The sequence below is a fragment of the Streptomyces sp. NPDC031379 genome, assembly GCF_055569615.1.
Genome location: NZ_JBVIIT010000006.1, coordinates 142,113 through 155,685, shown reverse-complemented (window position 1 = coordinate 155,685; position 13,573 = coordinate 142,113). Strand labels below are relative to the sequence as shown.

12 protein-coding genes and 1 pseudogene are annotated in these 13,573 nt (G+C 73.1%); 10 read left to right on the top strand and 3 right to left on the bottom strand.

Annotated features, from left to right (window positions below; all coding sequences use genetic code 11):
* The first annotated feature begins 2 nt into the window (after positions 1–2).
* From ACZ5CW_RS10935 to mug, 9 genes and pseudogenes are all read left to right on the top strand, one after another.
* Complete coding sequence (locus ACZ5CW_RS10935; RefSeq protein WP_468599986.1) at positions 3–2,570, top strand: ABC transporter permease; 2,568 nt, start codon at positions 3–5, stop codon at positions 2,568–2,570.
* An 82-nt stretch (positions 2,571–2,652) separates the two neighbouring features.
* Positions 2,653–3,573 (top strand): LLM class F420-dependent oxidoreductase, encoded by a 921-nt coding sequence (locus tag ACZ5CW_RS10930; protein WP_468599985.1) that lies wholly within the window; start codon positions 2,653–2,655, stop codon positions 3,571–3,573.
* Between the two features lie 45 nt (positions 3,574–3,618).
* Positions 3,619–4,044 (top strand): GNAT family N-acetyltransferase, encoded by a 426-nt coding sequence (locus ACZ5CW_RS10925; RefSeq protein ID WP_468599984.1) that lies wholly within the window; start codon positions 3,619–3,621, stop codon positions 4,042–4,044.
* 151 nt (positions 4,045–4,195) lie between these two features.
* Positions 4,196–5,539 carry a hemolysin family protein gene (locus ACZ5CW_RS10920; RefSeq protein WP_468599983.1) on the top strand — a complete coding sequence of 448 codons (1,344 nt, stop codon included), beginning with the start codon at positions 4,196–4,198 and terminating at the stop codon, positions 5,537–5,539.
* A complete protein-coding gene (locus ACZ5CW_RS10915) occupies positions 5,536–6,549 on the top strand; it encodes a hemolysin family protein (RefSeq protein ID WP_468599982.1) in 1,014 nt (337 codons plus the stop codon). The genes ACZ5CW_RS10920 and ACZ5CW_RS10915 overlap by 4 nt, the downstream gene beginning before the upstream one ends.
* Before the next feature lie 225 nt (positions 6,550–6,774).
* Positions 6,775–7,563, top strand: a complete 789-nt coding sequence (locus ACZ5CW_RS10910; RefSeq protein ID WP_468599981.1) for an SGNH/GDSL hydrolase family protein — start codon at positions 6,775–6,777, stop codon at positions 7,561–7,563.
* 10 nt (positions 7,564–7,573) lie between these two features.
* Positions 7,574–7,947 (top strand): annotated as a pseudogene (locus ACZ5CW_RS10905) (DUF4326 domain-containing protein).
* Between the two features lie 59 nt (positions 7,948–8,006).
* Positions 8,007–9,449: an adenylosuccinate lyase gene (purB, locus tag ACZ5CW_RS10900; protein WP_468599980.1), complete on the top strand. Its 1,443-nt coding sequence runs from the start codon at positions 8,007–8,009 to the stop codon at positions 9,447–9,449.
* Between the two features lie 62 nt (positions 9,450–9,511).
* Entirely contained in the window at positions 9,512–10,000 is a 489-nt protein-coding gene (gene mug, locus ACZ5CW_RS10895; RefSeq protein ID WP_468599979.1) for a G/U mismatch-specific DNA glycosylase, read from the top strand.
* Between the two features lie 127 nt (positions 10,001–10,127).
* Here the strand turns inward: mug and ACZ5CW_RS10890 are convergent, their stop codons facing one another.
* Genes ACZ5CW_RS10890 through ACZ5CW_RS10880 form a run of 3 tightly spaced genes read right to left on the bottom strand, consistent with a single transcriptional unit; the run spans position 10,128 to position 12,285 of the window.
* A complete protein-coding gene (locus ACZ5CW_RS10890; RefSeq protein WP_468599978.1) occupies positions 10,128–10,604 on the bottom strand; it encodes a hypothetical protein in 477 nt (158 codons plus the stop codon).
* 41 nt (positions 10,605–10,645) lie between these two features.
* On the bottom strand, positions 10,646–11,362 hold the full coding sequence (locus tag ACZ5CW_RS10885) for an ABC transporter permease (RefSeq protein WP_468599977.1): 717 nt from the start codon (positions 11,360–11,362) through the stop codon (positions 10,646–10,648).
* Between the two features lie 2 nt (positions 11,363–11,364).
* On the bottom strand, positions 11,365–12,285 hold the full coding sequence (locus ACZ5CW_RS10880; protein ID WP_468599976.1) for an ATP-binding cassette domain-containing protein: 921 nt from the start codon (positions 12,283–12,285) through the stop codon (positions 11,365–11,367).
* Positions 12,286–12,392: 107 nt separating this feature from the next.
* Here ACZ5CW_RS10880 and ACZ5CW_RS10875 point away from each other — a divergent pair, with 107 nt between their 5' ends.
* Positions 12,393–13,565 (top strand): sensor histidine kinase, encoded by a 1,173-nt coding sequence (locus tag ACZ5CW_RS10875; RefSeq protein WP_468599975.1) that lies wholly within the window; start codon positions 12,393–12,395, stop codon positions 13,563–13,565.
* Positions 13,566–13,573: the final 8 nt, after the last annotated feature.

Below are 13,573 nucleotides of genomic sequence, written 5' to 3'. Positions count from 1 at the left end.
CGGTGCTCAAGGCGACCCTGCGCAGCTTCCTCGCGCACAAGGGGCGGCTGGCCCTGTCCGGGCTGGCCGTGCTGCTGTCCGTGGCGTTCGTCTCGGGCAGTCTGATCTTCTCGGACACCGTCACCCGCACCTTCGACCGCCTCTTCGCCTCCACCGCCGCCGATGTGACCGTGGGGCCCCAGGAGGACCTGCGCTCGGCCCGGTCGACGGGTGCGGTGCAGACCGTGCCCGCTGCGCTGCGGGACCGGGTGGCGAAGGTCCCCGGGGTCGCGGCGGCCCACGCGGACGTGTCGGTGCAGAACGTCGTGGTGGTCGACAGCCGCAACAGGTCCGTCGGCCCGACCACCGGCGCCCCCACCATCGCCAACTCCTGGTACGTCACCCGCCGCAGCCCGGTGAGGCTGACCTCCGGGCACGCGCCGCACGGCGCCGGCGAGGCGCTGCTGGACGCCGACACGGCCGGCAGGAGAGACGTCCGGATCGGCGACTCGCTGACCGTGCAGGCGCAGCCGGGCACGTTCAGGGTCCGGGTCGTCGGCATCGCCACGTTCACCACGACCAACCCGGGCTCCGCCCTGGTCTACCTGGACCCGGCGGTCGCCGGCCGGGAACTGCTCGGTTCCGCCGCGCAGGCGACCGGCATCTCGGTGGACGCGGCCGAGGGCGTGAGCGACGCCGAGCTCAAGCGGCGCATCGGTGCGGCGATCGGCACCGGTACCTACGACCTGAAGACAGCGAACGAGCACGCCAAGTCGGCCGCCGCCAACCTCGGCACCTTCCTCGATGTGATCAAGTACGTGATGCTGGGCTTCGCCGGCGTCGCCCTGCTCGTCGGCGTGTTCCTCATCGTCAACACCTTCTCCATGCTCATCGCCCAGCGCACCCGGGAACTCGGCCTGCTGCGGGCGCTCGGCGCGGACCGGCGGCAGGTGCGGCGGTCGGTGCTCACCGAAGCGCTGCTGCTGGGGCTGGCCGGCTCCACGCTCGGCCTCGCGGCCGGGATCGGGCTGGCTCTCGGACTGATCCGGCTGATGAGCGCGTTCGGGATGAACCTGCGGGCCACGGAGATGGTCATCGGCTGGGGGACGCCCGTCGCGGCGTACGTCGTCGGTCTCGGTGTCACCTTCGTGGCCGCCTATCTGCCCGCGCGGCGCGCGGCGGCCGTCTCCCCCATGGCGGCGCTCGCGGACGCCGAGGTGGCCGGCGTGGGCAAGCCGTTGAAGGTGCGGGCGGTCGCGGGCGCGGTGGTCGGGGCGGCCGGAGCGGCCGCGCTGGGCGGGTGCGCGGTGGCCACGAAGACCGCGCAGGCGGCTTCGCTGCTGGGGCTCGGCGTGGTCCTGACCCTCATCGCGACCGTGGTCGCCGGACCGCTGCTGGTGCGGCCGGTGATCCGGGTGCTGGGCGGGGCCTTCCCCGCGCTGTTCGGTCCGGTCGGGCGGATGAGCCAGCGCAACGCCCTGCGCAATCCGCGCCGTACCGGCGCGACGGCCGCCGCGCTGATGGTCGGCCTCGCCCTCGTCGGCGGGATGTCGGTGGCGAGCGCCTCCCTGTCCGCGTCGTTCGACCGGCAGATCGACAGGACGCTGGGCGCCGACTTCATCGTCCAGAACGCCAACTTCATGCCGTACACCGAGGCGGTGACGGACGCCGTGGGCGCGACGCGCGGTGTCGGGCTCGTCGTGCGGCAGCGGCTCAGCCCCGTCGCCGTACGGCTGCCGGACGGCGACCGGGTCAGGACGAACGCCGCCGGATACGGCCCCCGGCTCGACGACGTGGTGCACCTCGCCTACGCGCGCGGCGGTTCGGCGGCCGCGCTGGCGGACGGGCACCTCGCCATGGACGCCGGCTTCGCGCGGGACCACGGCGTGCGGGTCGGCAGCGTGCTCCCGGTCGAGTTCCCGGGCGCTCGTCGCACCGAGCTGACCGTCGGGGCGCTCACCGACCAGGGTTCGGCCGAGGGCTTCGGTGCACAGGGCGGTGTCTTCTTCGGCCTGGGCACGCTGGAGAAGTACGTGCCGAAGGGGCAGGACTCCGCGCTGTACGTCAACGCGGCCCCCGGGACGAAGGCGGAGGACCTGCGGCCCCGGCTGGAGCGGGCTCTGAAGCCGTTCCCGCAGGTGCAGGTGCGCAACCAGGCCGACTACAAGAAGCTGGTCCACGACCAGATCGCCGTGCTGCTCTACCTGGTGTACGCGCTGCTCGGGCTGGCGATCGTCATCGCCGTGCTCGGTGTGGTCAACACCCTCGCGCTGTCGGTGGTGGAGCGCACCCGGGAGATCGGGCTGCTGCGGGCGATCGGGCTGGGGCGGCGGCAGTTGCGCCGGATGATCCGGCTGGAGTCGGTGGTGATCGCGGTGTTCGGCGCGGTCCTGGGGCTGGCGCTGGGCCTGGTGTGGGGTGTCTGCATGCAGCAGGTGCTGGCGCTGCGCGGGCTGACGGCGCTCGCGTTCCCCTGGGGCACGATCGTCGCGGTCGTGATCGGTTCGGCGGTGGTGGGCGTCGTGGCGGCCCTGCTGCCGGCGCTGCGGGCGTCGCGGATGAACGTGCTGGCGGCGATCGCGCACGAGTGACCGGCACCTTGATCACTCGCGGGCCGGCGGACGTGATGGAATCAAAGGGCAACGTCAAGTCACGTACTCACGGGGAGAGTTCATGTCGCGTCCGTTCCGTTTCGGGGTCAACCTGCTCACGCCCGCGCCCGCCGCCGAATGGCGCGCCAAGTGCCGTAGGGCCGAGGAGCTGGGGTACGACGTGATCCTCGTCCCCGACCACCTCGGCATGGTCGCGCCGTTCCCGGCGCTGGTCGCCGCGGCGGAGGCGACCGAACGGCCCCGGGTCGGCACGTTCGTGCTCAACACGGGCTTCTGGAATCCGACGCTGCTGGCGCGCGAGGTGGCGACCACGGACGCGCTGGCCGGCGGACGCCTCGAACTCGGCCTCGGCACCGGATACGTCCAGGCGGAGCACGAGGCTGCCGGGCTGCCGTACGGTTCGCCGCGCGAGCGGGTGGACCATCTCCGGCGCACGATCGGGGAACTGGACCGGCTGCTGGGCTCGGCGGACCTCCCCCACACCCGGCTTCGCTCGAGCGGGCGGGCCCCCCTGCCCGGGGCGGCCCAGCCCGGGGTGCCGCTGCTGATCGGGGCCAACGGCGACCGGATGCTGCGCCTGACCGCCGAGCACGCGGACATCGCGGCCTTCACCGGGGCCCGGCCGGGGCGCACTCCCGGGGGGCTGGAGCCCCTCACCGCCGAGGAGCTGGACGTTCGGGTGGCCCGCTACCGCGAGCTGGCGGCGGACCGCGCGGCGCCCGCCGAGCTGAACCTGCTGCTCCAGCTCGTGGCCGTCACCGACGACCCGGAGCCGGCCGTGAAGCCGCTGACGGAACGCCAGTCGCTGACCGCGGACCAGGCGCTGGCCCTGCCCATCGTGCTGGCCGGCTCCCTCGACGACGTCGTCGCGAAGGTGCGGGCGCAGCGCGAGCGGTTCGGCTTCTCGTACCTGACGGTCCTGGAACCGTCCATGGAGGCGTTCGCGCCGGTGATGGAACGACTGCGGGAGGAGTCCGCATGATGGAATTCCCGGAGCCGGGCACTCCGCCCATGCTCCGATGATCACATGACTGAGCTGCGTGTACGCCCCGCCGGCCCCGACGACCTCGACGCCGTCCTCGTCTTCTGGAAGACGGCCGCCGAGGGCACGAGCATCAGCGACGACCGCGCCGGTGTGGAGCGGCTGGTCGACCGCGACCCGCAGGCGCTGATCCTCGCCGAGTCGGCGGGCGAACTGGTCGGCACGGTGATCGCCGGCTTCGACGGCTGGCGGTGCCATCTGTACCGGCTCGCGGTGCATCCGGAGCGGCGGCGGCAGGGCGTCGGCTCGGCGCTGCTGGCCGCCGCCGAGGAGCGCTTCGTACGGCTCGGCGGGCGGCGGGCGGACGCGATGGTGCTGGTGCGCAACGAGACCGCCCAGCACGCCTGGCGCGCCGCCGGGTACGGGCCGGAGGAGCGGTGGCGGCGCTGGGTGAAGCCGCTCACGGACTGAGGCCGAATCACTTTTTGCTCATCCTTTACCCTGGAGGGAGCACTCGGCCCTCTATGAAAGGTTGTGAGCGTCCGCCCATGGGCGAGCCTCCCAGTCCGCGACACCGCGCGTTCCGCCCCGCCTTGTCCGATCATGGGACGGGGGTGACCCGATGACCGAAGTGCTCCTCCTTCTGGTGGCGATCCTGCTGTCGCTCGCCTGCGGCGCCTTCGTGGCGGCGGAGTTCTCGCTGACCACGGTGGGGCGCGGCGAGCTGGAGCGGGCCGCCGCACGCGGCGAGCGCGGCGCCGCCGGCGCCTTGAAAGCCGCACGGAACCTGACCTTCCAGCTGTCCGGTGCCCAGCTCGGCATCACCGTCACCAACCTGGTGGTCGGCATGCTCGCCGAGCCGTCCATCGCCAAGCTGCTCTCCGGGCCGTTCCAGGCGATGGGCCTGTCCGAGACCACGGCGACCTCGGTCGCGCTGGTGCTGGGCACGGCCCTGTCGACGGTGTTCCTGATGGTCGTCGGCGAGCTGGTGCCCAAGAACTGGGCGATCTCCTCCCCGCTGGCCGTGGCGAAGCGGGTGGGCAACCCGCAGCGCTGGTTCAGCGCCGCCTTCCGGCCCTTCATCACGCACCTGAACAACACGGCCAACCGTTTCGTGCGCCGGCTCGGCATCGAACCGGCCGAGGAGCTGGCGTCCGCGCGCGGCCCGCAGGAGCTGGCCGCCCTCGCCCGGCACTCCGCGAAGGAGGGCGCGCTGGAGGCGGACACCGCCGAGCTGTTCGTCCGGACGCTGAACCTGGCCGACCTGACCGCGGAGAACGTCATGACGCCGCGCGTCCAGGTCATCGCCCTCGACACCCAGGCCACCTGCGAGGACGTGGCCAACGCGACCCGGGCCACCGGCCTGTCCCGGTTCCCGGTCTACCAGGGCAGCCTGGACTCGGTGGTCGGCACCGCCCACGTCAAGGACGTCCTGGCCATGCCCGCCGAGCAGCGGCGCCACCGCCGTGTCTCCCAGGTGATGCGCGAGCCGCTGCTGGTGCCCGAGTCCCTGACCGTGGACCGGCTGCTGGACCGGCTCTCCGGCCGGCGCACCATGGCCGTCGTCATCGACGAGTACGGCGGCACGGCCGGCGTGGCGACGCTGGAGGACATCGTCGAGGAGGTCGTCGGCGAGGTGCGGGACGAGCACGATCCGCACGAGACGCCCGACCTCGCCCCGGCCGGGGCGGACGCCGAGGGCCGGGCCCTGTACTCCGCCGACGGCGCCGCCCGCACCGACCAGCTCGCGCGCGTGGGTCTGCGCGTGCCCGAGGGACCGTACGAGACCCTGGCCGGCCTGGTCGCCACCGAGCTGGGCCGGATACCCGAGAACGGAGACACCGTCGAGGTCGCCGGCTGGCGCCTGGACGTCGTGGACGACTCGGGCCGTCGGGCGGCCCGGGTGCTGCTGCACGCCCCGCTGGACGACGAGAAGGCCGACGAGACGCCGGAGGGGGCGCGATGACCGTCGTACAGCTGCTGATCGGTCTGGCGACCCTCGTCGTCAACGCCTTCTTCGTGGGTGCCGAGTTCGCGCTGATCTCCGTGCGCCGCTCGCAGGTCGAGCCGCTCGCCCAGGAGGGCGACCGGCGCGCGAAGAGCGTGCTGTGGGGCCTGGAACACGTGTCGGCGCTGCTGGCCGCCGCCCAGCTCGGCATCACGCTGTGCACCCTGGTCCTCGGTGTGGTCGCCGAACCGGCGATCGCGCATCTGCTGGAGCCGGTGTTCCACGCGTTGGGCGTGCCCCTGGGCGTGGGCCACGCCGTGTCCTTCGTGATCGCGCTGACCCTGGCGACCTACCTGCACATGCTGCTGGGCGAGATGGTCCCGAAGAACATCGCCCTCGCGGAACCGGTACGCAGCGCGCTGCTGCTCGGCCCGCCGCTGGTCGCGCTGGCCCGGGCGCTGCGCCCGGTGATCTTCACGATCAACGCCTTCGCGAACGGGCTGCTGAAGCTGCTGCGCGTGGAGGCGAAGGGCGAGGTCGCGGCGACCTTCACGGACACCGAACTCGCCGAGATCGTCAAGGACGCCAGCGAGGCGGGCCTGATCGACGACCGGGCCCAGGAACGGCTGCACGACGCCCTGGAGCTGGGCAGCAGGCCGGTGCGGGACGTGGTGGTGCCGCTGGAGCGTGTGGTCTACGCGCGCGTGGGCGTCACCCCGGAGCAGTTGGAGCGGCTGTCGGCGGAGTCGGGCTTCTCCCGCTTCCCGGTCGTCGACTCGGGACGGCGGATCGTGGGCTACCTGCACGTCAAGGACGCGCTGGACGCCTCACCGCGCGACGTGCCGTTCCGGCTCGGGGACATGCGGGCCATCCCACGGGTCCGCGAGCGGACCCCGCTGGACGACGTGCTCACCGCGATGCGGGGCAGCCGTACGCATCTCGGGGCCGTGCTCGGGGAGGACGGCCGGCTGGCGGGGCTGGTGACCATGGAGGACGTGCTGCGGGAGCTGTTCGGGCAGCCCGCGTGAGTCCCCCGGCGGCGGCCCTGGCACGGGCGGGCCGGGCACGGGCGGGTCGGGCCGGTTCTGCGGGTGATGCCGCTTCCGGCGGCCGGCCTGCCGGAGGCGCGGCTTCCGGCGGCCGGTTCTGCCGGTGACGCGGCTTTTGGTGGCTTGTCTGCCAGAGGCCTCGCTGCCGCCGGGTCGAGGGCGACCGACCGTTGGGTATGGAACAGGGATACCATCGCTGTCGCCATGCACACGAATCCCACATCTCCCACGCACACCAGCCTGGTCGCGGTCGGCGACTCCTTCACCGAGGGCATGTCGGACCTGCTGCCCGACGGCTCCTACCGGGGCTGGGCCGACCTGCTCGCCACGCGGATGGCGGCCCGCACGCCCGGGTTCCGCTACGCCAACCTTGCCGTGCGCGGGAAGCTGATCCGGCAGATCGTCGACGAGCAGGTGGACGTGGCGGCGGCCATGAACGCCGACGTCATCACCCTGGTCGGCGGACTCAACGACACCCTGCGGCCCAAGTGCGACATGGGCCGGGTGAAGGGCCTGCTGACCGAGGCCGTGGAGCGGCTGGCCCCGTCCTGCAAACAGCTGGTGCTGATGCGCAGCCCCGGCCGCCAGGGCCCGGTGCTGGAGCGGTTCCGGCCGCGTATGGAGGAGCTGTTCGCCTGCGTGGACGAGCTGGCCGAGAGGCACGGGGCCGTGGTGGCCGACCTGTACGGGGCGCGCTCACTGGCCGATCCTCGGCTGTGGGACGTGGACCGGCTGCATCTGACGGCCGAGGGGCATCGCCGGGTCGCCGAGGCGGTGTGGCAGACGCTCGGGTACGAGCCGGAGGACAGCGAGTGGCATGTGCCGATGGCGGCCACGCTCCCGCCGGGCTGGACGACCCGCCGGGTGGCCGACGTGCGCTTCGCCCGGCAGCACCTCCTGCCGTGGATAGGCCGGCGCCTGACCGGCCGCTCCTCGGGCGACGGCCGCCCGCCGAAGCGTCCGGAGCTGCTGCCCTACGAGGGTCCGGCGTAGCCTCGCGGCCATGACCACCCGCGTGATCAGTGTCCGGGCCGGATCCATGAGTTCGGCCCCCGGCTGGAGCACGCGCCCGCGGACGTGGTCTATGTCGGCCGCCGGTGGACGATGGGGGGCTGGGACCTCCCCCGGCACCCGCTGTCCAATCCGTTCGCCTACGACACCCCGGCGAAGAAGCGGGACGGCACCCGGGGCGAGGTCATGGCCATGTACCGGGCCCACCTGCTGGAACGGCCGGAGCTGCTGGAGCTGGTCGCGGAACTGCGCGGCAGGACACTGGCCTGCTGGTGCGCGCCGGAGCCGTGCCACGCGGACGTGCTGGCGGAGCTGGCCGACGCGGACGGGCCCGCGGACCCAGGCGGGGTGACCGGCGTCTCGTAGCTTCCGCCGAACAACCCCATGGCGCTGGCCTGCACAAACCGCCAGTAGAATCTGGACACGTGACTTCTGCGCCCGCCAAGCCCCGCATCCCGAACGTCCTCGCCGGACGCTACGCCTCCGCCGAACTCGCCACACTCTGGTCCCCCGAGCAGAAGGTGAAGCTGGAGCGGCAGCTCTGGCTCGCCGTGCTCCGGGCCCAGAAGGACCTCGGCATCGAGGTGCCGGACGAGGCGATCGCCGACTACGAGCGCGTCCTCGACACCGTCGACCTGGCCTCGATCGCCGAGCGCGAGAAGGTCACCCGGCACGATGTGAAGGCGCGGATCGAGGAGTTCAACGACCTCGCCGGGCACGAGCACGTGCACAAGGGCATGACCTCCCGTGACCTCACCGAGAACGTCGAGCAGCTGCAGATCCGGCTCTCGCTGGAACTGGTGCGCGACCGTACGGTGGCCGTGCTGGCCCGCCTCGGCAAGCTGGCCGGTGAGAACGCCGAGCTGGTCATGGCCGGCCGCTCCCACAACGTCGCCGCTCAGGCCACCACCCTCGGCAAGCGTTTCGCAACCGCCGCCGACGAGCTGCTCGTCGCGTACGGCCGCGTCGAGGAGCTGCTGGGCCGCTACCCGCTGCGCGGCATCAAGGGCCCGGTCGGCACCGCGCAGGACATGCTGGACCTGCTCGGCGGGGACGCCGCGAAGCTCGCCGACCTGGAGAACCGGATCGCCCGGCACCTCGGCTTCTCCGAGGCGTTCACCTCCGTCGGCCAGGTCTACCCGCGCTCGCTGGACTACGAGGTCGTCACCGCGCTGGTGCAGCTGGCCGCCGCGCCGTCCTCGCTGGCCAAGACGATCCGGCTGATGGCCGGGCACGAGCTGGTCACCGAGGGCTTCAAGCCGGGCCAGGTCGGTTCCTCGGCCATGCCGCACAAGATGAACACCCGCTCCTGCGAGCGTGTCAACGGTCTCATGGTCATCCTGCGCGGCTATGCCTCGATGACCGGCGAGCTGGCCGGCGACCAGTGGAACGAGGGCGACGTGTCCTGCTCGGTGGTGCGCCGCGTCGCGCTGCCGGACGCGTTCTTCGCGCTGGACGGCCTGCTGGAGACGTTCCTGACGGTACTCGACGAGTTCGGTGCGTTTCCGGCCGTCGTCGCCCGTGAGCTGGACCGCTACCTGCCGTTCCTGGCCACCACCAAGGTGCTGATGGGCGCCGTGCGGGCGGGGGTCGGCCGCGAGGTCGCGCACGAGGCGATCAAGGAGAACGCCGTGGCCACCGCGCTCGCCATGCGCGAGCAGGGCGCCGAGCGCAACGACCTGCTCGACAAGCTCGCCGCCGACGAGCGGCTGCCGCTCGACCGTGAGCAGCTGGGGGCGCTGATGGCCGACAAGCTGTCCTTCACCGGTGCCGCGGCCGACCAGGTCGGCGTGGTCGCCGGCCGGATCGAGGAGATCGTCAAGCAGCACCCGGAGGCCGCCGGATACACCCCCGGAGCGATCCTCTGACCCGCTCTCCCCGCTTCACGAAGGCGGACCTGGAGGCCGCCCGCGACCGTCTCGTCCCGGACGTGGTCGCGGACGGCCTCCAGGTGCTTTTCTGCGGCATCAACCCGGGGCTGATGACGGCGGCGACGGGCCACCACTTCGCCCGGCCCGGCAACCGGTTCTGGCCGGTGCTGCACCTGTCCGGCTTCACACCCAGGCTGCTGAAGCCGGCCGAGCAACAGGAGCTGCTGTCGTACGGGCTGGGCATCACGAACGTGGTGGCACGGGCGACGGCGCGCGCGGACGAGCTGACCGCCGCGGAGTACGCCGAGGGCGGACGGCTGCTGACCGCCAAGGTGACGCGGCTCAGGCCGGCATGGCTGGCCGTGGTCGGAGTGACCGCGTACCGGGCCGCGTTCGGCGACCGCACCGCCCGGGTGGGGCCGCAGGAGCGGGCCATCGGGCACACCCGCGTGTGGGTGCTGCCCAACCCCAGCGGCCTGAACGCGCACTGGACGGCGGCGACGATGGCGGAGGAGTACGCCCGGCTGCGGACGGCGGCGGAGGGTTGAGCACCCGGCTGCGAACGGCTCCGGAAGGCTGAGCACCCGACTGCGAACGGCTCCGGAAGGCTGAGCACCCGCCGGCTGCGGACGGCCGAGCACCCGGCCGTGCGTGGCGCCGGAAGGCTCCGGCCGGTCACGGAGGGTCCGTGTCCGTGATCACCGCCAGCAGCTGCAACGGCAGTTGCTCGCCCCACCGGGACACCCCGAGGGCGACCCAGCGGCCCGCCTCCGGCACCCGCCACAGCTGGACGTCCGGAACATGGCCGCTCAGCCCGGCCCACGGCTCCAGCCCGTCCCCGTTCCCTCTCCCCCCGTCCCCGTCCCCTCCCCCGGCCTCGATCGTCCGCTCCAGGACGCTGTAGAGGCTGAAGTTCTGCGGCGGCCCCCACCGCTCGGTGAGCCGCTCCGCCAGCGCGTCCCGGTCGGCCTCGTACTGCGCCGCGGTCTCCTCCCGCTCGGTGCCGTCGCCGTCCGCGAAGTCGCCGCTGCGCTGTAACTCGGCTATCAGGTACCCCGGCCCGCCCGTGCCGACGTCCGTCCTGCCGCGCTCGGGCGGGAAGCCCCGGGCGCACAGCCGGTCGATCACGGCAAGGTGGTTCGCGATGTCCATGCGATCCAGTAAAGCGGGACCCACTGACAATTGGCGGGCCGTCAGGCGTCCCTCCGGTCGACGGCCCATGCCCCCGCGAGCAGGGCCGCCGCCGTCCACAGCGCGGTGACCGCGAGCCCGGTCCACGGGCCCAGGGTGCCGTCCCAGGTGCTGTGCAGGGCCACTTGGCCGGCCCGGTCGGGCAGGAAGTCGGCCACCCCGCCCGACAGGTCCCCGACCACGAAGGACACGATCAGCAGGAACGGGATCAGGATGGAGAGGGTAGCCACCCCGCTGCGCAGCACGGCCGCGAGTCCGGCGGCGAACAGAGCCATCAGCGTCAGGTGCAGACCGCAGCCGACGGCGCCGCGCAGCCCCTCCGCCCAGGTCGGCCCGGAGTCTTCGAGGACGGTTCTGCCGACCAGCAGCGTCACCAGACCGGTGAGCAGACCGACCGCCAGCACGGGCAGGGCGATCGCCGTCGCCTTCGCGGCGAACCAGCGCCGGCGGTCGGGCGCCGCCGCCAGCGTCAGCCCCAGCGCGCCGCCCCGGAACTCGGCCGCGACGGCCGTGGTGCCGAAGGCGATCGCGGCGACCTGCCCGAAGCCGACGCCGAAGAACACCGAGAACAGCGGGTCGGCATCACCCCCGTCGGCCTTCGCCGACGCGAGCGCGGCGAACGCGGCGGTGAGCACCAGCATCGCCGCCAGCCCGCCGAGCAGCGAGCGCAGGGTACGGATCTTGATCCACTCGGCGTGGAGCACGGGTGCGAAGGACATGGTCAGGCCTCCTGGGGCTGTGCGGTGAACTCGGTCTCGGCCGCGGTCAGATCGAGGTAGGCCTCCTCCAAGGTGGCCTCCTGCGTGGCGAGTTCCAGTACGGGGACTCCCGCCTCGGCCATCAGGCGGCCGAGATCCTCCACGCGCGTGTGCCGCACGGTCCACGCCCCGTCCTCCTCTCGGGAGGCGTCGTGGCCGTGCCGGGCCAGGAGGTCGCCGAGCGCACCGGGTTCAGTGGTCCGGATCCTGACGTGGGGCCGTACCCGCGCATGGATGAAGTCCCGCACCGGTGTGTCGGCGAGCAGCCGCCCGCGGCCGAGGATGACCAGGTGGTCTGCGAAGGCGGCGGTCTCGTTCATCAGGTGGCTGGAGACCAGGACCGTACGGCCCTGCGCGGCGAGCCGGCGCAGCAGCGTCCGGATCCAGACGATGCCTTCGGGGTCGAGGCCGTTGGCGGGCTCGTCGAGCAGGATGACCTCGGGCTCGCCGAGCAGCGCGGCGGCGATGCCGAGCCGCTGGCGCATGCCGAGGGAGTACGTCTTCACCCGGCGCCGCGCCACCGTGGCGAGTCCGGTCTCCTCCAGGACGGTGTCGACCCTCCCGACGGGGATGCGGTTGCTCACCGCCAGGGCGCGCAGATGGTCGTGCGCGGTCCGCGAACCGTGCGCCGCCCCGGCGTCCAGCAGGGCACCCACCCGGCGCAGGGGTTCGCGGAGTTCGGCATAGGCGCGGCCGCCGATCACGGCGGTGCCGGAGGTGGGCCGGTCGAGGCCGAGAACGAGCCGCATGGTGGTGGACTTGCCGGCGCCGTTGGGGCCGAGGAAGCCGGTGACACGGCCGGGCCGGACGCTGAAGGTGAGACGGTCCACGGCCCGCCGGCCGCCGTACTCCTTGGTGAGGTCTCGTACGTCGATGCTGGTCATGACCCCAGCCTGGACGGACGCGGGCCTCGGTTCCTCCCCCGCCGGCGGAGATCGTCTCCCCCGTGCGGGGGAGGCCCGTCGCCGGTGCCGCCTGCGACGATGTCCCCATGGACCGCCTGGTGCGCCCGCTGCTGCGCGGGACGACGTACACGCGCCTGCTGCATCTGTGGGTGCCCATGCTGATCGTCAGCGTGTGGCTCTTCATCGACAAGTCGACTCCCTGGGTGCCGGCTCTCTTCCTGCTTCCGCTCGGCCTGGTGCCCGCCGTGCGGATGGGCGAGGGCGTGCAGGCGAGGCTGCTGCTGACACCGGGCCCGCAGGAGCCGGGCATCTCCGTGACGCCTTCGGCCGGTTGGCGGGACCGGATGCGTACGGTGCTGTGGCTGGAGCTGCGGATGGCGCTCGGCTGGGTGACCGCGATGGCCACGGTGTGGCCGCTGGTGGTCGCCTACGAGCTGGGCAAGTGCGCTTGGGGGCGCGCGCCTTCCGGTGTTCCGCTGCTGGACCGGCTGCCGCCGAACCGGGCGTACGCCCTGCTGGCCCCCCTGCCGCTGCTCGCCCTGTACGGGGCCGTCGTCGGGCTCGGCATGCTCGTCACGGCCTGCGCGCGCGGGTTGCTCGGGCCGTCGGCCGCCGAGCGGCTGGCCGCCCTGGAGGAGCGCACCGAGCAGCTGCTCGAACGCACGCGCATCGCCCGGGAGTTGCACGACTCGATCGGGCACGCCCTGACGGTGGCGGTGGTGCAGGCGGGTGCGGCGCGGGCGGCCGGCGATCCGGCGTTCACCGACCGGGCGCTGGACGCCATCGAGGAGACCGGGCGGGCCGCCCTGGCGGACCTGGAACGGGTGCTCGGGGTGCTGCGCGAGTCGGGTCGGCCGGTGAGCGCACGGCCGACACTGGCCGACGCCGACCGGCTCCTGGAGTCGGCCCGCGCCTCGGGCGCCAAGGTCGACGCCGAGGTGACCGGAGCGGTGGAGGCGGTGTCCGGGCCGGTCTCCCGCGAGGGATATCGCATCCTTCAGGAGGCGCTCACCAATGTGCTGCGGCACGCGGGTGCCGTCCCCGTGCGGGTCCGGGTGGCCGTCACCGACGGCACGCTCGCCCTGGAGGTCCGCAATCCGCTGCCGGCCTCGGTATCCGGCCCCGGTCGCGGCAGCGGCAGCGGCAGCGGCAGCGGGCTGCGCGGCATACGGGAGCGCGCCGCTCTGCTCGGGGGCAGCGCCCGTACCGGCCCGGACGAGGGCGACTGGCAGGTGCGCGCGGAGCTGCCGCTCGGCTGATCTACGCT